Genomic DNA, 18,893 nt, shown 5'->3' with positions numbered 1-18,893 from the left:
TGTCCGTGTTGTTACCGTGTGATTTAATTGCTTCCTCATTTGTACTACAAGAAGCAAATATTATAATTAGTAATAGTGCAATTGAATTTTTTATTTTGTTTTTTGTCATAATTAAAAGGCAATAGAATTCTATATTTAACATTAATTTTCGTTATGTATTTCAGTCTATTAAAGTATCTCTTTGTAAAAGTACCTAATCTGAAACACTACCATCTAATATAAATATTACCCTTCTTTACTAATAAACTCTTGTAAAAAGTTGTGTAACTCCTCAAGAACTTTTTCATTAAATGGGTATTCAACTTTATTTTGATCACACATAAGCATAAAAGGTAAATAAAATTGAAATATTTTCGAGCTTTTGCACGTTACTGACAAATAAACAAACGAGCTAGCGCAAGAATAATCATATTTGTTATTAGAAAATAAGTAGCCTTTATATATATTTTTATGATTAAATATTCGGTTGATAGATTTTGAACTAAGTTTTTTTGAAGACAGTACACCTTCTTTGCTTCGTTTAAGATAATACAATGTTTTATTAACAGAATCAATAACAAGTATGTTTCGTTCTACACTATAAATGAGATATGAATTACTTTTATCAAAATTTAAACTATTTTGGACTAAAGAATCTATTTTAGTTATATTTTTTTCTTCGCTATTTGTTTGACAAAAAGATATTGACGAATGCAGAAGTATTGCCAAAATTAATATAGTCTTCATTTTATTTAGTTTTATAAGAGTGATTAATTAAATTCAGGTATTTTTTGAGGATCTATTACTTTAGACCCATCAGCATGTTGGGTTCCATCTATTTGTAGTCCAGGATTCCCCATTACCCTATGAATTAAATTTTCAGTTCGTACTGCATCTATGTGTTGAGTTGCTTCACGCCCTTGAGCTAAAGACCTTCCATGACCAAACATTTCATGACCAAATGTCACCTCTCTAGAAGTAGCTGTACTTCCTTGCTGAATAATTGTGTGAGTCCCTTTTTTAGTTTTCACAGTACCTCCTCCTCCTATACTGCCGACTACGGTAAGTGATCTTATTCCTCCATATTTTTCTTTTTCCTTTTCAATACTGATATAACTAGGTATACTTCCTGAAAAAGCATTTTCTCCGCTTGTGGATATTAAGTCTGCATTGCTTGAAGTATATTCAATAACATGTTCATCCTCAGAATTTATTGTATTAGCAATTATTGTTGCTAAAGCTAAATCATCTCCTCCAAGATCCACTAAAGCTTTTTCAAGAGCTTCTTTTCCAATCTTATTAAAATTTTTTCCTTTTCCATTTTTTCCTGAACGTGTAATTAAAGACCTAAATGCATCAAACTTTTTATCTTTAAAAATTAGGTTTAAATCTTCATGAGCTTTTTCAGCGTCATTTTTTGTCACACCAATTATTCTTTTGCCATCAGGATCAATAAATCTCATGGGATTGTTGATTGCGTAAGTATAAACACTTGTATTAACATATCTTTCCGCCAGCGGGTCAATATTCATCCACCTGCCCAGTGCAGGGTCATAATTTCTGAACCCATAATCGTACATGTTCAGCCCCAGCTCGTCTTGCAGCTCCTTGCCGTTGTACTTATACTTCTATACTGATTAATTTAATTATCGGTTGTTTCTGCTAATATAACAAAAAAACTCCCGCTATTGCGGGAGTTTCGTTTATGTAAGTAAGATAAATATATTGTTAGACGAACGTTATTATTTAACCTGGTTTACTATAGCTGCAAACGCTTCTGGGTGGTTAGTAGCAAGATCTGCAAGAACCTTACGGTTAAGCTCTATACCTGCTGCTTTTACTTTACCCATAAACTGAGAATAGCTAAGACCGTGCTGACGGGCACCAGCGTTAATACGCATAATCCATAGTGCACGGAAATTTCTTTTCTTTTGTTTGCGGTCACGGTAAGCATAAACCATTGCTTTTTCTACCGCGTTTTTCGCTACTGTCCAAACGTTTTTACGTCTTCCAAAGAATCCTTTGGCTTGCTTAAGAACCCTTTTCCTGCGGGCCCTTGATGCAACAGAATTTGTTGATTTTGGCATAATTCTTTAATTTTTTTTGTAGCAGGCGCCCCGTTTTAATTATAATGTTTTGGGAACTTAAAAGCCATACTCCAGGGTTATAAATTTATTTTAACCGAACAATTAAAGGACGTATCTTATTAGATAATCCTAAGTTGTTGTTTTACGCTCTTCTCATCACTTGGGTGAACAAGTGTAGCATGAGTAAGGGCAAGCTTACGCTTTGTAGATTTTTTTGTCAGGATGTGACTTTTGAAAGCGTGCTTCCTTTTGATTTTACCTGACCCAGTTACCTGAAAACGTTTCTTGGCACTGGATTTTGTTTTCATTTTAGGCATTTTCTTCCTGTATTTTGATTTATCTTACTTACAAATAATTTTTGTTTAAAAGTTTCAGGTTTAAGGTTTCAAGTTGGGCTCACTCTTACCGAGTAGAACCTGTAACTTTAAACTTTAAACCTGAAACAATAAAAACTTATGCTTTCTTCTTCTTAGGCGCTATAAACATAATCATCCTTTTACCTTCAAGCACAGGCATGGCTTCTACCTTACCCCATTCTTCAAGGTCTGTGGCCAGTTTAAGCAGCAGTATCTGCCCTTGTTCTTTGTAGATGATACTACGGCCTTTAAAGAATACAAATGCTTTTAGTTTACTTCCTTCTTTCAGGAACTTTTCGGCATTCTTTTTCTTAAACTCGTAATCGTGCTCATCGGTCTGCGGCCCGAAGCGTATTTCTTTTACAACAATTTGCGTGCTTTTTGCCTTCAGCATTTTGTCGCGCTTCTTTTGTTCATAAAGAAACTTCTTGTAGTCCATAATCTTACATACCGGCGGTGCGGCATTTGGAGATATTTCTACAAGGTCAAGCTCCTGCTCTTCGGCCCACTGTAGTGCCTGCGATGTACGGTATACACCCGGCTCTATGTTTTCGCCTACAAGCCTTACTTCAGGTACCCTGATAAGGGCGTTAATCCTGTGCGGATCTTTTTTTTCTACGCGGGGTTGTGGTCCCCTGTTGTTTCTAATAGCTATGGCTCTTAAATTTTTAAGTTAAACTTAGAATGGTTTCAGCGTTTTATCTATCTCTTCCTGCACCAGTGCAGCAAATTGATCTATCGTCAGCGTCTGGTTGCCCTTACCGGCTTGTCCGTGGCGGCGTACCGAAATGGTGCCGTTTTTCTCTTCTTCTTCGCCCACGATAAGCATAAAAGGCATTTTTTGAACCTCCGCATCACGTATCTTTTTACCAATCGTTTCGTTGCGGTTGTCAATTAGAGCGCGAATTTCGTGATTTTCGAGCAATTCTAAAACTTTTTTGGCATAATTTTCATATTTCTCACTAAGAGACAGTATGATAGCCTGCTCCGGCATTAGCCAAAGCGGGAAATTACCGGCTGTGTTTTCCAGCAATATCGCTATAAAGCGCTCCATAGAACCAAATGGTGCACGGTGAATCATAACCGGGCGGTGCAGTTCGTTATCTGAACCTTTGTAGCTCAGGTCAAAACGCTCAGGTAGGTTATAGTCTACCTGAATGGTACCCAGCTGCCACTGGCGGCCCAGGGCGTCTTTCACCATAAAGTCGAGCTTAGGACCATAAAAGGCCGCCTCGCCGTACTCTACTACCGTGTTAAGACCTTTGTCTTTAGCAGCGTTAATAATCGCGTTTTCAGCCTTTTCCCAGTTTTCTTCAGAACCGATGTACTTGTCGCGATTTTCTTTATCGCGAAGCGAAATCTGCGCGCTGAAGTTTTCAAAACCAAGCGAACCGAATACATACAGTACCAGGTCGATTACTTTTTTGAATTCCTCATCAAGCTGATCAGGAGTACAGAAAATGTGCGCGTCATCCTGAGTAAATCCACGTACACGTGTTAACCCATGAAGCTCACCACTCTGCTCGTAGCGGTATACAGTACCAAATTCAGCATAGCGCTTAGGCAGGTCTTTGTACGACCACGGTTTGCTGTTATATATTTCGCAGTGGTGCGGACAGTTCATCGGCTTCAGCAAAAACTCCTCGCCTTCGGCAGGAGTATGTATCGGCTGGAAGCTGTCTGCGCCATACTTAGCGTAGTGTCCACTGGTTACATATAGTTCTTTTTGGCCTATGTGCGGCGTTACCACCTGCTCATATCCGGCTTTCTTTTGTGCTTTTTTCAGGAATTGCTCCAGGCGGTCGCGCAGGGCGGCACCTTTTGGCAACCATAACGGAAGACCTTGCCCTACTTTTTGTGAGAAAGTAAACAGTTCCAGCTCCTTGCCCAGTTTTCGGTGGTCGCGGCGCTTAGCTTCCTCAAGTAGCTCAAGGTATTCGGTAAGGTCTTTCTGCTTAGGGAAAGAGATACCGTACACGCGTGTAAGCTGCTTGTTCTTTTCGTCACCGCGCCAGTAGGCACCTGCCACGCTCATAATTTTAAACGCCTTTATAATGCCTGTGTTCGGGATGTGACCGCCACGGCAAAGGTCGGTAAAGGTAGCGTGGTCGCAAAAGGTGATTGTGCCGTCTTCAAGGTTCTCGATAAGCTCGGTCTTGTACGGGTTTTCTTCAGCTTTATAAAACGCAAGCGCCTCGGCCTTAGTAGCCGAACGCATGGTGAATTCATATTTTTCTTTGGCTATGGCCAGTACGCGGTCTTCTACGGCTTTAAAGTCTTTATCGGTAATTGTTTGTCCGTTAAAGTCTACGTCGTAGTAAAAACCATTGTCTATAGCTGGGCCTATGGTAAGCTTAATACCGGGGTATAGCTCCTGTAGTGCCTGCGCCATAACGTGGCTGGTAGAGTGCCAAAAGGCTTTTTTGCCCTCTTTGTCGTTCCAGGTGTATAATATTAGCGAACCGTCGGTCGTCAGTGGGGTCTTGGTTTCAACAGTTGTACCATTAAAAGATGCAGAAATAACATTCCTAGCAAGGCCCTCGCTTATGCTTACGGCCACATCGTGGGGAGTTGCTCCCGACTCAAACTGTTTTACCGAACCGTCCGGCAGTGTAATATTTATCATTAGTATTAAAAATTTACAATGTGCGCAAATATAGCGATTTTTAGATTGATAGGATTGTAAGATTATTAGATTTTTAGAGGGTTGTTGGTTGTTAGTTTTTGGTTGTTGGAAGCTGTAGCGGCTACCCTCTGCGAGAACGGCTGGGGGTGTGTTATATGGAACGCTGATAAAACGGATGCTGGCAATCGCGGATTATCGAAGATTTTCCCGTAGAGACGCATTGCATGCGTCTCCCGTTATCCTTCAATCCGGTTTTTACGCATGGCTTTCATTATTTAGCCCTAGGCGTGCTGCAAAGTCGGCAATGCGCTGAATGTCTTCCTGAGATGTTCCTTTTATAAGCAGGCGGTCCATGGGTTATGTACTTTGGTTTACATAAAGATAGTGCTTTTAGAGTGAATATGATTGTTAGGTTTTTAGATAGGAGGATAACTTTACTGGATCTCTACTTTTTCTATTTTTATGTATCCCTTAGAGCCGTCAGGAGCAATGAATTGTATTGTAGCTACGTTTCCGCTTATGGCTACAATTGCAGCCCTTATGGGTTTACCCATCATTTCTTCGGTGCCAGTAGCGTTAGATTTTTCCAGAGTAATTTCATATTCGCAGTCGCTCAGCCATTTTATGGTACCGTCAAAGTAGTTTCCGTTTTTTTCATTCACTTCGCGTTGACGGGTTTCGGTACGGGTAATGGTTCCGAAGCGATTGTCTAAATATTTAAATGTACCGGTATGAAACCTGTTACACTCGTTAGTGCTTTGTGCATTTACTGAGGCAGATGCTATGAACAGCAGTAGTAATATGAATTTTTTCATGGCGTTGGTTTTTGGCTAAGATAGTTCTTTCTGGATTAATTGAATTGTTGGGAGATTAGATTTTTAGAGACTATATAAGGTGTTTTTTAGTTAGAGACGTATTTTGTGCTCCCTGAACTTTAACTGGGGTGTGGGGCTTTCAGCTGTTAAAAAACCAGCCAAAACGTTCAAAAAAGTTATCTTTGTAAAAATCCGCTTACTACTCCGTTTTACTATACGCCTATGGAATTATATTATACCGTTTCTATCCTTATTGTACTCGCAAGCTTCTTCGCTTACCTAAATGTGCGTTATCTGCGGCTTCCTTCTACCATAGGGGTTATGGTTATAGCCATGGCGGTATCTATACTGCTGGTGGCTTTTGGTAATGTATTCCCTAAAACGCTGCACGGGCTGTCGCAACTCATTAATAAGTTCGATTTTACCGAGCTGCTTATGGGAGCCATGCTGAACTTCCTGCTCTTTGCCGGAGCCATTCATATTAATATTAAAGATCTTAAGGAACAACGCGTTCCGGTGGTAGTGTTTTCTACCATAAGCGTGGTTATTTCCACTTTTGTGGTGGGTACACTGGTGTATTTTATCCCGATAAAAGACTTAGAAATACCATATATATATTGTTTGCTTTTTGGGGCGCTAATTTCGCCTACCGACCCTGTAGCAGTATTGAGTATACTAAAGCAGGCTAAGGTGCGCAAATCGCTGGAAACCAAAATTGCAGGTGAATCGTTGTTTAACGATGGTGTGGCTGTAGTGGTCTTTGCCGTAATACTGCAACTGGCCCAGGGGAAATCGTCTGATGTTACCCCGGTGCACGTACTGTGGCTGCTGGTTAAAGAGGCAGGAGGGGCTTTTGTATTAGGACTTACGCTGGGAATAACGGCATCGCGTGCCATGCGAAAGGTGGATGACTATAAGGTATCGGTACTAATAACACTGTCTGTAGTAATGGGCGGCTACCTTATAGCACGCTACCTGCACATATCGGGGCCGTTAACGATGGTTTTTGCGGGGATAATGATAGGCAACCTGCGCAAGCGTTTTGCCATGAGTGCCATTACTAAAGACTACCTTGATAAATTCTGGGAACTGAACGACGAAATCTTAAATGCTATATTGTTCCTTATCATCGGTCTGGACTTGCTTATGATAAAGAATTTTCATAATTACTGGATACCCGGTTTTATAACCGTGGCACTGGTACTTATGGGCAGGTTTATATCCATATGGCTGCCTACCAAGTTTATTACCTTTAGGGAAAAGTTTACCAAAGGCACCATAAAAATACTGGTATGGGGAGGCCTGCGTGGCGGAGTTTCCATAGCACTGGCGCTGTCTATGCACGACAACCCTTACAAAAACACCCTGATAGCCATAACCTATTTTGTAGTGGTATTTAGTATTATAGTGCAGGGGCTTACTATAGGTAAAGTAGCTACTAAAATATTAAGTAAAGAAGCTTCTTAGCCTCTAAGTAGCTTAGTAGCTAAGAAACTCAGCTGCTTTATAGATTATCCGGTAAAATCTTACCCGGATTCAGTATGTTATTCGGGTCGAATAATTGCTTGATGCCCTTCATTAGTTGTAGCTGCACTTCCGGGAATGCAATGTCCATATAATTCTTTTGTACAAAGCCTATACCGTGTTCGCCACTAAGTGTACCTTTCAGTGAAACGGTAAGCTCAAATATTTCGCGGATGCCCTTAGGTACTTCTACAAGCCAGTTTTCATCGGTCATGTCACCTTTAATAATGTTTACGTGCAGGTTGCCGTCGCCGGCGTGGCCGTAGCACACCGAATGGAAACCGTATTTTTTGCCAATGGCTTTAATACCTTCCAGTAGTACGGGCAACTCATAGCGTGGCACCACTGTATCTTCTTCTTTGTATACCGAGTGCGATTTTACCGCTTCGGCTACCGTGCGGCGCAGTTTCCACAAGGCGTTTTTTTGGTCTTCGGTATCGGCAAACAGAATTTCATCAATGTCAAAAGCCTCTACTACGCCCATTATTTTTTCAGCTTCGCTAAACAGCACATCGGGGTAGTTACCATCTACTTCTACCAGTAGGTGCGCCTGTACTTCATCTTTTATGTCAATGCTTACATTGTCCAGGTACTTCATTCCCCAGTCTATAGCATCGCGCTCCATAAATTCCAGTGCACTAGGCATAACCCCCGCACGGAATATTGCCGCAACGGCCTCGCATGCTTGCCCCGCCTTAAAGAAAGGGATAAGCATCAGTACATTATGGGTAGGCTTCGGAATGAGTTTTAGTACAATTTTGGTAATGATGCCTAGTGTGCCTTCGCTGCCCACCATAAGTTGGGTAAGATTGTATCCTGTAGAGTTTTTCAGGGTATTAGCCCCCGTCCAGATGATTTCGCCGTTAGGCAATACCACCTCAAGATTCAGGATGTAATCTTTCGTTACGCCATATTTTACGGCACGGGCACCGCCACTGTTTTCGGCTACGTTACCGCCAATGGAACAACTTCCCTGGCTGCTTGGGTCGGGTGGGTAAAACAATCCTTTCTCAGATGCCGTATCACGCAATACCTGCGTTATCACTGCAGGGCCTGCTATAGCCTGCAGGTTTTTTTCGTCTATTTCCAGTGATGTAAAACGCTCCATACTCAGCCCTATGCCGCCATGTATGCTTAGTGCACCGCCACTAAGCCCGGTGCGTGCACCTATGGGTACCACCGGGATTTTATAGTCGTTGGCCAGCTTCATTATAGCCGAAACCTCTTCGGGCGTGCCCGGCTTTACCACCACCGTAGGCGGAAAGCTGTAGTCTTCGGTTTCGTCATGGCCGTAAGTAATGCGGGTTTCCTCATCTGTAAAAACGTATGGTATGCCGGTTATGGCCTGTAGTTGCTCTATAAGTGGAGTGGTAAGCGTAGTGTTCATTGCTGTGTGTAAATTACTTTTCAAAAGTAGGGAAAATGTAATTTTTATAGATAAGAAATTTGTTAAGCATTTATCTTTTTGGTAAATTGCCTAATAAAACCAACATTCCTATGAGAGCTACATTCCTATTTCTGTGGTTGGCTATTTCAACATCATGCTATAGCCAAAATTATGTATTAGACCCTACTTTTGGAGGTACTGGGGTTGTTGTGAAAAATTTATCTTTTTTTCCAAAAGATGTTGCCCTATATAACGATAGTTATTATTTAATTTCTAATGATAAGGCTATTAAAGTCCTTTACGACGGAGATACTGATACAACTTTTGGTGTAGATGGTATTGTATCTTTAGATAATAATGGTGTTTTACATGGTATTTCGGGGTTTAAGATTATTGAAGGTTATATGTATGTTTACGGTAAAACAAATCCAAATGAAACTAATAATGACGGTTTTTTGGCTAAAATTAGTATTGACAGCGGTGTTTTAGATACTGCTTTTGGTACAAATGGTATCTCCTATATAGATTTTTCAGGAGATGAAAGTATTGACGATTTTGTATATCTTCCTGATGGTGGTTTTTATTGTGTAGGAACAAGATCTCAAACACTTATATATTTTAAAATAGACAATGGTGGTGTTCTGGATACAGCTTTTGATACTGCTTTAGGGTATAAAGAGATACTCCTAAACCAAAAAAGCTATGGTAACGCTATAAAAAGTTATAATGGGAACTTTTTACTGGTAGGAACTGATTATTTATATAATGGTACTATCTACCAAAAACTGTTATTGAGTATGGTTGATATTAATGGAAATTTAGTTTCTTCTTTTGGTAATAACGGAACCACGACAACTGAACTTAATGATGGTACGATTATTACTATTAATAAAATAAATGTTAATGATAGTACTTTGTATGTAGATTTTACTTTTATTTGGTCATTTTATCATGGAGGAATGACATTGAAATATGATTTGGATGCGAATATGCCCCTGTATAATAATCTCTGGCTCTATTATTCTCGTAGCGAACCTGATGATGATAAATTATATACTACAGGATGGGACTACTGTATGGGAGGAGGAGGACCTTGCAGTAGGAGTTTTCAAATTAAACGATCATTAGCAGACGGAACACTGGATACGTCTTTTAACCAAATGGGAACTTATACTTATAATTTTGGGTCATTCTCAGATAATATATCGACTGCATTTTCTCGAGGCACGGATGGTTCAATATTAGTGGTTGGAGCAGGAGGTACATCTCTTAAAATGATACGTATTGTAGATGCTACATCATTGACTGAAACCGAAAAAAATATTGTGAAGAATACCATTACTCCAAACCCTTTTAAAGACCATATTACTGTAAAGGCAAGCCAGGCACCAAACAGTGCAGAAGTATACGATTTTACCGGAAGGCTGGTGGCAAATCCGACAGTAAATTACAATAATGGCAGTACGGAACTGAAATTGGATAATATTACCCAATGCGGCATATACCTTTTAAAGTTGGATTTTGGTAATAAAACAGAAACGCACAAGATCATAAAACAATGAAACAGGCTCACTTCGGTGAGCTTTTTTAACTAAAAATATACCGTTTCTTCCTTGGTATAATACGGTCTATAGAATACTTACCGCTGCCGGTAATCAGTACCACTATGTATATTAGCAGATAAAGTATAGGGAGTTCCTGCTGTTCCAGTCCCTGGTGTGCGTGTACCACAAATACGGCCACAACCATAGTAACGATAGGAGGCAGGGCAGCTAAACGGGTGGCAAACCCAAGTATAATAAGGGCAGAACACACCAGCTCTGCAAATACAGCTAAAGCCAGCGTAAGGTTTTCACCAATGCCTATAGGGTCGGCAAATTTTACAGGGCCGGGACCCATCAGCATTTTATATTTCATAATGCCATGGGTAAGCATAAGCCCCCCGGCAACAACGCGTACCAAAAGCAGTGCAAAACTGTTGAGGTTTTTGTTGATTGTGCTTTTAAAGATCCACATAGATTTCAAGGAAAATAAGTAGTTTGTTTAAGGAAGCGTAATTTAGGAATTCCTTTACATATTTTGTGTTAAAATAAATCTATTTGCTTTGCAAATCAAATAATTATGAATTTTTCAAAATGTTGCGGAGAACACCCATCTTAAGGGGGCGTATTTTCAGGAAATAGGCATACACGGGTTAAATTTTTTAACCGTTTGAATTTGATAGTTGCATTTTTATGCTAAAAACAACTACAAATAATGCAGCACGGCATACCAGAACGCCATTGTTAATGCCGAAAGTGGTATCCCTATGCCCACCATCATTCCGGAAAGTTTGGGTTTTAGCCCGTGCGCCGAGGCCAATATTGCAGCGCTGATCATGGGGGGCGTGGCGGCTTCCATAATGGATATGTCTATCAGTTCGCCATGGGCACCCAGTATTAGTTTGTACACAACAAAGAAAAAAGCAGGAATAAACAACAGCTTCATGGCAAGCCCCCAGGCAAGGAATCCCCAGTGTTTGCTTTGTCGGTCTATTTTTAGTTGTAAGCCTACAGCTACCAGTGCTACGGGAGTAACACAGCTGCCCAGTTTTTGAAGCACGGTTTGTACTATATCTATAAAATCATAATGCAGCAGGTTCATTGCGGCACCTATGGCAAAACCTATAAATGGAGGAAAACTGAAAACTCTTTTGGCTATTACAGCCGCAGAAGGCGTTCCACGCGAATACAGCACAGCTACCAGTACACCCAGTGTTGAGAGCATTACAAAAGTACCGGGCTGGTCTACCATAATGGCGGTTTTAAGTCCCTGTTTGCCATACAGCGCCTCAATAACCGGAAATCCTATAAACGATGAGTTTAGGAATCCGCCTGTAATAATAAGGCAGCCCTGTAGCTTGCGCGACCATTTTAGCAAATTCCCTAATGTGGCAAAAAATGCCCAACTGAATAAAAAGCTGAACCAGCCCGCTCCTACAGGGTATAGTAATTTTTCAGTTACGTGGATTTTAGGTATGTAGTACAAAGATAGGGCAGGCAGCAGCAGGTATATGGCAAACTGGTTTAGTGCCACATGTGCATTTGGCGGTACCACGTTTTGCCTGCGCAGCATTACTCCGGCCAGCATACACACTACAATAAGGATAAGGCTATCCATAAAAGCGGGGAATTTTTGGTATTTTTCAAAGATACGGCACAAAGCCGCAGCCTGTACATGATTTTTGTCAATTTAACCGGAGATGGATTTTGTAGCTAATTTCATAAATTACACCAACACAGTAATATTTATTGATTCGGCAAATAAATTCGTTTAATTCGCGAAATTCGTGGTAAAAGTTATTTTTCCTTACAAAAATTCTTCTTACATTAGTAACAAATAATATTACAGTATGATTTCCGGAAAATTTGCAATTACGCTCCACATACTCACCCTGATGAGCAGGCATCCGGAAGATTTTTTATCGTCAGATTTTTTGGCAGGCTGCATGAACATTAACCCTGTACTCATCCGCAAGGAAATTGGCAACCTGAAAAAGCACAATATTGTAGAGAGCCGCGAAGGGAAGTTTGGCGGTGCACGCCTGGCACGCCCTGCCGATGAAATTACCCTTGAAGATGTATACAATACCACCTTTGAATGCATGTCGCTGGGTTTTTCCAGGAACGAACCAAATGGTAAATGCCCTGTAGGCAAAAACATTAAGGACAGCCTGGACAACCTGTACCGTAATATTAACCACTGTATTTGCACCGAACTGAAAGGGGTAACACTACAGGAGTTTAGTAGTCAGTTTGCAACCGAAACCGTATAACCCAAACATAACAATAAACACAAAGTAATTATGAAAGTAGCTATAATAGGAGCCACCGGCTTTGTAGGCAACGCACTTGTAAATGAATTTTCGCACCGTGGGCACAGGGCCACAGCCATAAGCCGCCACCCTAAGCAAACACTTCCGCAGGGAGTAACAGGTGTTAAGGCGGATATTTTTGACACGGATGAGCTGGCCGAAATATTAACGGGGCATGATGTGGTTATAAGCGCATACAATCCCGGATGGACAAATCCTGATATATATGTAGACTACCTTAAAGGCGCCGACAGCATACAAAAAGCGGTGAAAAAAGCAGGCATAAGCCGTTTTATAATAATAGGAGGGGCGGGCAGCCTATACGTGGCTCCGGGGCTTCAGCTTATAGATACACCTAAATTTCCTGAGGATTATAAAGCAGGAGCCAATGCCGTGCGCAAATACCTGAAAATCCTTCAGGATGAAAAAGAGCTGGACTGGGTATTCTTTAGCCCGGCTATAGAAATGCACCCGGGCATTACCACCGGCCGTACCGGCAACTACCGCCTTGGGTTTGACAGCCCGGTGTTTGACGATAACCATCGGAATACCCTGTCGGTAGAAGACCTTGCCGTAGTAATAGCCGACGAAACCGAAACGCCGCGTTTCCGTAGGCAGCGTTTTACTGCCGGGTACTAATTTTAGAAATTTTATAGTTCCGTAACGACCGATATGTAGGGGAGTGGTGTAATGCCACTCCTTTTTTATTAGTTTTACAACCAAAGCTAATCAACATGAGACTTTTGTGTTTCTTTTTATTTTTTAGTCTGGCAGTGACAGGTCAGGAGTTTATCCGCGTAAATGATAAAATGCTATATTGCACAGAAGCTGATAAAGACTATCTTGTGTTGACTACCAACTATCAAGAGGATAGCTTTCAATGGGCATGGCCTACTGATATATGCGAATCAGTTACCAGTAAAGGCGAAATGAAATTTAAGCCAGAGTCTGGATTTACCTTTTGGTTCAACAGACAAAAACAGCTACTTCAGTTGCAGCAATCCTATTACTCTCTTTTGCCTGAAGGTATTTATTTTGGCACCCACTTCGGTAAAAAGTTGTGCATTATTGAATTCTCATTGGTGTCATACATCGGCCATTATGGTTATAACTACCTCATTATTGATTATTCTAATCCCCAAAAAACTAATGCAAAAGAAGTAACAAGTAAGGACAAAAAGACGGTTATCAACCTTATTGCAAAAGAGTAGTTGCTATCCTATTCTCCGTACAAATACTGCCGGGCTATAATCGTTAACATATATACCAAAATAGGTATAGCCATCGGTTTGTGCACGAGACATGCATATGTTTAATTCCACCGCCTCACCATTGCTATTATGGTATATATAATTTGCTACGGCATTTGTACCTCGCAGTGTAAATGCTGATAAGAGCTTACTAAAGGCATCCCAACTGGATTTTCTCACCTCTAAGTACGTTGTTCTGCCGTTTTCTAAATCGAGCAGGTTAAACCCATGGGGCGCTACGATTTCTACCCTGCCAAAATCAGGCTCCAGGAACTCTATAAAATGTTTCATAAACGCAACTTTTAAAACAGTTCAATTTTAAGAAAAAAATCTTAATAAAGAATATTTTCTAAGCAAGATTTTTTTAACAATGTGTTGTGGATAATTGTCAGGAAGGGGAAGAGGGGAGATAATAGATGAGAGACTGTTAATGTTAACTGTTCTGTAAAAATAATCTCTTTAATAAACTGAGAAATATTTAACAAAATGTCCTTTGGCAATATTATTCCCAAATAGTAATATAAATTCTTTCGATTAACGATTGTAAAATGCACCCCTGCTGAAAAGTACTTTTGACCAGTTTAATTTTAAACCCAATTAACAATGCTGAAAAAAATTATACTTTCAGGCGGGTTGTTTGTTATTACGGCAACCTCATTTTCACAGGCGCTTACTACTAATACAGGAGCACCTGTGGGCGACAATCAAAACTCCAAAACCATAGGAAACGATGGCCAGGTGTTACTTGAAGACGTGCATCTTATAGAAAAGCTTGCCGCTTTTGACAGGGAACGCATCCCGGAAAGGGTAGTGCACGCCCGTGGAGCCGGTGCCTACGGTGAGTTTGTGGCAGCAGCAGATTTTTCTGATGTTACTAAAGCTACTTTTCTTAACCAGGCCGGTAAAAAAACACCGGTGTTTGTCCGTTTTTCTACCGTGGTACACCCTAAGGGCTCCCCCGAAACCTACCGCGACCCACGTGGTTTTGCCGTAAAATTCTACACAGACCAAGGGAATTATGACCTTGTAGGTAATAACCTGCCCGTGTTTTTTATTCGTGATGCCATTAAATTCCCGGATATGGTTCATGCATTTAAGCCATCACCGGTAACAAACGGTGCTTGTGATCCTAACCGCGTTTTCGATTTCTTTGCAAACATACCTGAGGCTACACACATGCTTACATGGCTGTTTTCAGATTACGGTATTCCGGCAAACTACAGGGAAATGAACGGATCTGGCGTACATGCCTTTAAATGGATAAACGACAAAGGTGAAGTAACTTACGTAAAATACACCTGGAAATCGAAACAGGGAGAGCGCAACCTGTCTCAGGACGAGGCTAACAAAATTCAGAGTACGCTGATAGAACACGCTACACTGGATTTAAGGAGTGCTATTGCGGCAGGCAACTTCCCGAAATGGGATTTGTATGTACAAATGCTTAAAAAGGAAGATTTTGATAAACTGGACTTCAATCCGGTAGATGTAACCAAAGTGTGGCCAGAAAGTGTTGCAAAACCGGTACTTGTGGGTACCATGACTCTGAACCAAAATCCTGATAACTTTTTCCAGGAGGTAGAGCAGTCGGCTTTTGCGCCGGGTACGCTGGTTCCGGGTATAGAGCCGAGTGAAGACAAGCTACTGCAAGGCCGTCTTTTCTCTTATTTTGATACACAACGCTACCGCCTGGGCGGAAACTTTCAGCAGCTGCCGGTTAATGCTCCTAAAGTAGCTGTAACCACTTATAACCAGGATGGTGTAATGAGTATGCGCAAACAAAGCGGCGACGTAAACTACCAGCCATCGGCTTCTAAGCCGGGTGTGGTAGATTCACCTAAGTTTAAATACTCTAAATCATTATTTAACGGTGTAGAAACCACCCAGGCCAAAATTTCTAAACCAAATGATTTTGCACAGGCGGGCGCACTATACCGTTCGTTCAGTAAAAAAGATAAGGATGCGCTTGTATTCAATCTTTCGGGGGCGCTAAAACAGGTAAGGGATAAAAAAGTGGTAGCCAAAATGATTTCGTACTTCTACCAGGCCGACTTTGAATACGGAACCCGCCTTGCCAAGGAACTGAAAATGACCCGTGAGGAACTTGAAAAACTAATCCAGAACTAATACACTATGAAACGTTTTATCCTTATATGCCTGCTGGTATGCTGTAGTACAGCCTTTGCACAAGATGCTATTTTGGCGGCGCGCAACAACGATGTTGCGGCACTGGCGCAACTTAAAGCTACCGGCGCTAATTTTAATAAAGCCGATGACAGGGGATTTACGCCCCTTATAATTGCGGTGTATAATAACAGTGTTGATGCAGCTACTTTTCTTATAGAAAACGGAGCCAATGTTAACGCCGCCGATAAAACCGGTAATACAGCACTTATGGGAGCTGCCTTTAAAGGCTATACCAAATTGTCCGAATTACTTATTCAGCATAAGGCCGATGTAAACAAGGTGAACTTAAATAATGCGCCTGCGCTTATTTTTGCAGCAACCTTTGGGCATACTGATATTGTAAAGCTGCTCCTTGCCGCCGGTGCCGACCGTACTGTTAAGGACAGTTTTGGTAAAACAGCACTGGACCACGCGCGTATACAGGAAAACGAAGAAATGATACAGCTGCTAAAGTAGTTGTGTAAAACCACTGAAATAAAACAGGGCAGCTTATTTAAGCTGCCCTGTTGTTTTATACACAGATAGGGATGTAAATATCCTCTTCGCTATCATCTGAATTATTTTTATAACGTTCGCCAAGGATTTCAAAATGCGGGCGCGCATCAAGAGTATAACCGCTTTGCGGTAGCCATTCGCCTAAAATATACCGAAACACTTCTGAGCCATTGGTAGGATTGCCTTTGTAGTGAAAAACAGCGTACAATCCGCCCGGAAGGGTAAGTGCATCCATACCCTGTGGAACAACAGCATCGTTTGGCACCGCCACAGCTGCCCATTTTTCAAAATGCGCATTGGGGTTAAACTGCTCAAAGAAACCTTGCGGGTACAGTTGCACCGAAAACAGGTTAGCGTCGACTGCCGGCACTTCCTTACGGCGCGGCATAAAGGTTTGCCATAGCAGGGGAGTGGTGTTTTGTGCAAAGCTCATGGTGCTGTGCATACCCACAAGCCTTGTTTCGGGGAAGGTGGTTATTTCGGGTAATGAAAGGTTAATCCCAGTATTCATTTTCTACCATCTTTACGCACTGCTCCTTATCGTTTTTAAACACCTTTACCTCTTTCAGGTCGTGGTTAGGGTTAAACTTGCTGTCGTATAGTGTAACCTCGCCCGTATCAAAATTTTCCTCGCGTAGCGGATTCCCGCGTTCGTCGTACTGCATTTCGTATACCGGGTTACTGTAGTGAAATTCTTTATGGAGTGCCTGCCTGCCTTTTTCATAACGCTGTATTACACGCTCGGTTTCCACACCTTTTATAATGGTGCGCTCGTCTATAACATTGCCATCGTAGTCAAATACAAACTCCTTAATCATTTGTGGGGTGTTAGTAACCGGAGCCGAAAAATACTGCACCGTCTTGGCATTGCCGTGGGTAAATTCGCGCTCTACCGCTATAATAATTTCACCCGAACGGCTTGTGGTTTCCTTCATTTTAAGGCCGTTGTCGTACTTTACCGTTTTGGTAATCATGCCCTTTGGCGTGGTAGAAATTATACTGAGTACCTTACCCTTTTTATAGGTATACGCTTCATCGAGCACCAGGCTGCCCTTTACGGTGCGGCGAAAATGCACCAGGTCGCCATTCATGTATTCACTGGCTTCCTCGCTTACCAGGGTGTCGTTGCATACAAACTGCACCAGTACGGGGTTGTTTTCCTGGTATTTGTACAGGGTGCGGTTTACCACCACCTTACCTTTGGCTGTAGTCGTTTTGTTTACCTCCTCAGTAAGTTTACCTTTTTTATCGTAGTTCAGGGTAATTTCCTCTTTAGCGCAGGGATTGGTTATGTGTTGGGTTTTCAGCTTTTTATTCTGTGCGGTGGCGGCACCGGTAAGCATAAGCAGCAACAAGCCGAAGCGTAATTTTTGTATCATAAAAAACAATGGTGGTTTTTCTGTAAAAATAATAATTAAAACGCGCTTACCCGCACAAATATTGCGCCATTTTAAAGCGGCCGATTTGCAAAATCCTTGGCGTTACGGCCTAAATCCTTACTTTTGGTAAAAATCAGGTTCATGAAAAAACTGTTTGCCATAGCGGCATTGTCTATTATATCACTTACATACGCGCAGGATTGCAGCAAGGCAGCCTCGCTGGAAGCACAAAAAAAACTGAACGAGGAGTATGCTAATCCTAAAACCTCGCCGCTTACCAAAAAAGACCGTAAGGCATTTAAGGCGCTGGCCTTTTACCCGGTAGACCTTAAATACTGTGTTACCGCTACGCTAACACGCACGCCAAACGAAAAACCCTTTGCTATGGCTACTACCGACGGCCAAACCCGCCAGTATGTAAAGTACGGCGAACTGCGTTTTACCGTTGAGGGCAAGGCCTGCAAGCTGGATGTGTACCAAAGCATGGACCTTATAAAGCGCGAGGAGTACAAGGACTACCTGTTTTTACCGTTTACCGACGACACCAATGGCGAGGGCAGCTATGCCGGAGGCCGCTACATAGACCTGCGCATGCCGCAGGGCACCACTATACAGATTGATTTTAACAGGGCGTACAACCCGTACTGCGCCTACAACCACGACTACAGTTGCCCCATACCGCCCACGGGCAATTACCTGCAACTAAAAATTGAAGCCGGGGTAAAGGCGTATAAGAAGTAGGTTTTTTTGGTTGATGGTTGATGGTTGTTAGTTGATGGTTGTTAGTTGATGGTTGTTAGTTGATGGTTGATGGTTGTTAGTTGATGGTTGTTAGTTGATGGTTGTTAGTTGATGGTTGATGGTTGATGGTTGATGGAAGCTACAGTGAATGAGTGAAGCTTTTCCCCTCTTGAGAGGGGTTAGGGGTGTGTTTAGTAGAGACGCATTGTGCGTG

20 protein-coding genes and 1 pseudogene are annotated in these 18,893 nt (G+C 41.6%); 8 read left to right on the top strand and 13 right to left on the bottom strand.

Going from position 1 to position 18,893, the window contains the following annotated elements:
• Positions 1–225: 225 nt before the first annotated feature.
• From ACLI1A_RS14980 to ACLI1A_RS14950, 7 genes and pseudogenes are all read right to left on the bottom strand, one after another.
• The gene (locus ACLI1A_RS14980; RefSeq protein ID WP_411409488.1) at positions 226–726 is read right to left on the bottom strand and encodes a hypothetical protein; all 501 of its coding nucleotides are present in this window, start codon (positions 724–726) and stop codon (positions 226–228) included.
• A gap of 23 nt (positions 727–749) precedes the next feature.
• Positions 750–1,592 (bottom strand): annotated as a pseudogene (locus ACLI1A_RS14975) (RHS repeat-associated core domain-containing protein); the annotation flags it as partial.
• Between the two features lie 129 nt (positions 1,593–1,721).
• Positions 1,722–2,066 (bottom strand): 50S ribosomal protein L20, encoded by a 345-nt coding sequence (gene rplT / locus ACLI1A_RS14970; protein WP_411409487.1) that lies wholly within the window; start codon positions 2,064–2,066, stop codon positions 1,722–1,724.
• Between the two features lie 119 nt (positions 2,067–2,185).
• On the bottom strand, positions 2,186–2,383 hold the full coding sequence (rpmI, locus tag ACLI1A_RS14965) for a 50S ribosomal protein L35 (protein ID WP_411409486.1): 198 nt from the start codon (positions 2,381–2,383) through the stop codon (positions 2,186–2,188).
• Between the two features lie 136 nt (positions 2,384–2,519).
• The gene (infC, locus tag ACLI1A_RS14960) at positions 2,520–3,077 is read right to left on the bottom strand and encodes a translation initiation factor IF-3 (RefSeq protein ID WP_411409491.1); all 558 of its coding nucleotides are present in this window, start codon (positions 3,075–3,077) and stop codon (positions 2,520–2,522) included.
• Positions 3,078–3,101: 24 nt separating this feature from the next.
• On the bottom strand, positions 3,102–5,048 hold the full coding sequence (gene thrS, locus ACLI1A_RS14955) for a threonine--tRNA ligase (protein ID WP_411409485.1): 1,947 nt from the start codon (positions 5,046–5,048) through the stop codon (positions 3,102–3,104).
• 434 nt (positions 5,049–5,482) lie between these two features.
• On the bottom strand, positions 5,483–5,863 hold the full coding sequence (locus ACLI1A_RS14950; protein ID WP_411409484.1) for a hypothetical protein: 381 nt from the start codon (positions 5,861–5,863) through the stop codon (positions 5,483–5,485).
• A 222-nt stretch (positions 5,864–6,085) separates the two neighbouring features.
• Here ACLI1A_RS14950 and ACLI1A_RS14945 point away from each other — a divergent pair, with 222 nt between their 5' ends.
• Positions 6,086–7,330 (top strand): cation:proton antiporter, encoded by a 1,245-nt coding sequence (locus tag ACLI1A_RS14945; RefSeq protein WP_411409483.1) that lies wholly within the window; start codon positions 6,086–6,088, stop codon positions 7,328–7,330.
• 37 nt (positions 7,331–7,367) lie between these two features.
• On the opposite strand, the gene ACLI1A_RS14940 is transcribed toward ACLI1A_RS14945, so the two are convergent.
• Complete coding sequence (locus ACLI1A_RS14940; protein WP_411409482.1) at positions 7,368–8,774, bottom strand: FAD-binding oxidoreductase; 1,407 nt, start codon at positions 8,772–8,774, stop codon at positions 7,368–7,370.
• Between the two features lie 110 nt (positions 8,775–8,884).
• Between ACLI1A_RS14940 and ACLI1A_RS14935 the strand changes: the two genes are divergently transcribed.
• Complete coding sequence (locus ACLI1A_RS14935; RefSeq protein ID WP_411409481.1) at positions 8,885–10,336, top strand: T9SS type A sorting domain-containing protein; 1,452 nt, start codon at positions 8,885–8,887, stop codon at positions 10,334–10,336.
• A gap of 25 nt (positions 10,337–10,361) precedes the next feature.
• Here ACLI1A_RS14935 and ACLI1A_RS14930 read toward each other — a convergent pair whose 3' ends face one another.
• Together ACLI1A_RS14930 and ACLI1A_RS14925 are read right to left on the bottom strand one after the other, a co-directional pair.
• Positions 10,362–10,790, bottom strand: a complete 429-nt coding sequence (locus tag ACLI1A_RS14930) for a DoxX family protein (protein ID WP_411409480.1) — start codon at positions 10,788–10,790, stop codon at positions 10,362–10,364.
• 231 nt (positions 10,791–11,021) lie between these two features.
• Positions 11,022–11,933, bottom strand: a complete 912-nt coding sequence (locus ACLI1A_RS14925) for an AEC family transporter (protein ID WP_411409479.1) — start codon at positions 11,931–11,933, stop codon at positions 11,022–11,024.
• Positions 11,934–12,165: 232 nt separating this feature from the next.
• Here ACLI1A_RS14925 and ACLI1A_RS14920 point away from each other — a divergent pair, with 232 nt between their 5' ends.
• The 3 genes from ACLI1A_RS14920 (at position 12,166) to ACLI1A_RS14910 (ending at position 13,838) form a co-directional block, all read left to right on the top strand.
• Positions 12,166–12,588: an Rrf2 family transcriptional regulator gene (locus ACLI1A_RS14920; RefSeq protein ID WP_411409478.1), complete on the top strand. Its 423-nt coding sequence runs from the start codon at positions 12,166–12,168 to the stop codon at positions 12,586–12,588.
• A gap of 30 nt (positions 12,589–12,618) precedes the next feature.
• Positions 12,619–13,266: an NAD(P)-dependent oxidoreductase gene (locus ACLI1A_RS14915; RefSeq protein WP_411409477.1), complete on the top strand. Its 648-nt coding sequence runs from the start codon at positions 12,619–12,621 to the stop codon at positions 13,264–13,266.
• 95 nt (positions 13,267–13,361) lie between these two features.
• Positions 13,362–13,838 (top strand): hypothetical protein, encoded by a 477-nt coding sequence (locus ACLI1A_RS14910; RefSeq protein WP_411409476.1) that lies wholly within the window; start codon positions 13,362–13,364, stop codon positions 13,836–13,838.
• A gap of 3 nt (positions 13,839–13,841) precedes the next feature.
• On the opposite strand, the gene ACLI1A_RS14905 is transcribed toward ACLI1A_RS14910, so the two are convergent.
• Positions 13,842–14,168: a hypothetical protein gene (locus ACLI1A_RS14905; protein ID WP_411409475.1), complete on the bottom strand. Its 327-nt coding sequence runs from the start codon at positions 14,166–14,168 to the stop codon at positions 13,842–13,844.
• Positions 14,169–14,480: 312 nt separating this feature from the next.
• Between ACLI1A_RS14905 and ACLI1A_RS14900 the strand changes: the two genes are divergently transcribed.
• Both ACLI1A_RS14900 and ACLI1A_RS14895 read left to right on the top strand, forming a co-directional pair.
• Positions 14,481–16,004, top strand: coding sequence for a catalase (locus tag ACLI1A_RS14900; protein WP_411409474.1), 1,524 nt, complete (start codon positions 14,481–14,483; stop codon positions 16,002–16,004).
• Positions 16,005–16,010: 6 nt separating this feature from the next.
• Complete coding sequence (locus ACLI1A_RS14895) at positions 16,011–16,520, top strand: ankyrin repeat domain-containing protein (protein ID WP_411409473.1); 510 nt, start codon at positions 16,011–16,013, stop codon at positions 16,518–16,520.
• A 55-nt stretch (positions 16,521–16,575) separates the two neighbouring features.
• Here the strand turns inward: ACLI1A_RS14895 and ACLI1A_RS14890 are convergent, their stop codons facing one another.
• Both ACLI1A_RS14890 and ACLI1A_RS14885 read right to left on the bottom strand, forming a co-directional pair.
• Positions 16,576–17,070, bottom strand: coding sequence for a GyrI-like domain-containing protein (locus ACLI1A_RS14890; protein ID WP_411409472.1), 495 nt, complete (start codon positions 17,068–17,070; stop codon positions 16,576–16,578).
• The gene (locus ACLI1A_RS14885) at positions 17,054–17,938 is read right to left on the bottom strand and encodes a hypothetical protein (protein ID WP_411409471.1); all 885 of its coding nucleotides are present in this window, start codon (positions 17,936–17,938) and stop codon (positions 17,054–17,056) included. Before ACLI1A_RS14885 ends, ACLI1A_RS14890 begins: the two co-directional genes overlap by 17 nt.
• Before the next feature lie 141 nt (positions 17,939–18,079).
• Between ACLI1A_RS14885 and ACLI1A_RS14880 the strand changes: the two genes are divergently transcribed.
• Positions 18,080–18,679, top strand: coding sequence for a DUF1684 domain-containing protein (locus tag ACLI1A_RS14880; RefSeq protein ID WP_411409470.1), 600 nt, complete (start codon positions 18,080–18,082; stop codon positions 18,677–18,679).
• The last annotated feature ends 214 nt before the right edge of the window (positions 18,680–18,893 follow it).

It is taken from the genome of Flavobacterium sp. RHBU_3 (assembly GCF_046613565.1).
In the GTDB taxonomy this organism is placed as follows: Bacteria; Bacteroidota; Bacteroidia; order Flavobacteriales; family Flavobacteriaceae; genus Flavobacterium.
This window is presented reverse-complemented; position numbering and strand designations above follow the sequence as displayed.

What these genes read in the sequence shown, in the direction of transcription:
- thrS (WP_411409485.1), bottom strand. Translation starts at nt 5,048, where the DNA reads ATGATAAATATTACACTGCCGGACGGTTCGGTAAAACAGTTTGAGTCG.
- ACLI1A_RS14885 (WP_411409471.1), bottom strand. Translation starts at nt 17,938, where the DNA reads ATGATACAAAAATTACGCTTCGGCTTGTTGCTGCTTATGCTTACCGGT.
- ACLI1A_RS14905 (WP_411409475.1), bottom strand. Translation starts at nt 14,168, where the DNA reads ATGAAACATTTTATAGAGTTCCTGGAGCCTGATTTTGGCAGGGTAGAA.
- ACLI1A_RS14880 (WP_411409470.1), top strand. Translation starts at nt 18,080, where the DNA reads ATGAAAAAACTGTTTGCCATAGCGGCATTGTCTATTATATCACTTACA.
- ACLI1A_RS14910 (WP_411409476.1), top strand. Translation starts at nt 13,362, where the DNA reads ATGAGACTTTTGTGTTTCTTTTTATTTTTTAGTCTGGCAGTGACAGGT.
- ACLI1A_RS14930 (WP_411409480.1), bottom strand. Translation starts at nt 10,790, where the DNA reads ATGTGGATCTTTAAAAGCACAATCAACAAAAACCTCAACAGTTTTGCA.
- ACLI1A_RS14925 (WP_411409479.1), bottom strand. Translation starts at nt 11,933, where the DNA reads ATGGATAGCCTTATCCTTATTGTAGTGTGTATGCTGGCCGGAGTAATG.
- ACLI1A_RS14980 (WP_411409488.1), bottom strand. Translation starts at nt 726, where the DNA reads ATGAAGACTATATTAATTTTGGCAATACTTCTGCATTCGTCAATATCT.
- ACLI1A_RS14900 (WP_411409474.1), top strand. Translation starts at nt 14,481, where the DNA reads ATGCTGAAAAAAATTATACTTTCAGGCGGGTTGTTTGTTATTACGGCA.
- ACLI1A_RS14915 (WP_411409477.1), top strand. Translation starts at nt 12,619, where the DNA reads ATGAAAGTAGCTATAATAGGAGCCACCGGCTTTGTAGGCAACGCACTT.
- ACLI1A_RS14895 (WP_411409473.1), top strand. Translation starts at nt 16,011, where the DNA reads ATGAAACGTTTTATCCTTATATGCCTGCTGGTATGCTGTAGTACAGCC.
- ACLI1A_RS14935 (WP_411409481.1), top strand. Translation starts at nt 8,885, where the DNA reads ATGAGAGCTACATTCCTATTTCTGTGGTTGGCTATTTCAACATCATGC.
- rplT (WP_411409487.1), bottom strand. Translation starts at nt 2,066, where the DNA reads ATGCCAAAATCAACAAATTCTGTTGCATCAAGGGCCCGCAGGAAAAGG.
- ACLI1A_RS14940 (WP_411409482.1), bottom strand. Translation starts at nt 8,774, where the DNA reads ATGAACACTACGCTTACCACTCCACTTATAGAGCAACTACAGGCCATA.
- ACLI1A_RS14890 (WP_411409472.1), bottom strand. Translation starts at nt 17,070, where the DNA reads ATGAATACTGGGATTAACCTTTCATTACCCGAAATAACCACCTTCCCC.
- ACLI1A_RS14920 (WP_411409478.1), top strand. Translation starts at nt 12,166, where the DNA reads ATGATTTCCGGAAAATTTGCAATTACGCTCCACATACTCACCCTGATG.
- ACLI1A_RS14950 (WP_411409484.1), bottom strand. Translation starts at nt 5,863, where the DNA reads ATGAAAAAATTCATATTACTACTGCTGTTCATAGCATCTGCCTCAGTA.
- ACLI1A_RS14945 (WP_411409483.1), top strand. Translation starts at nt 6,086, where the DNA reads ATGGAATTATATTATACCGTTTCTATCCTTATTGTACTCGCAAGCTTC.
- rpmI (WP_411409486.1), bottom strand. Translation starts at nt 2,383, where the DNA reads ATGCCTAAAATGAAAACAAAATCCAGTGCCAAGAAACGTTTTCAGGTA.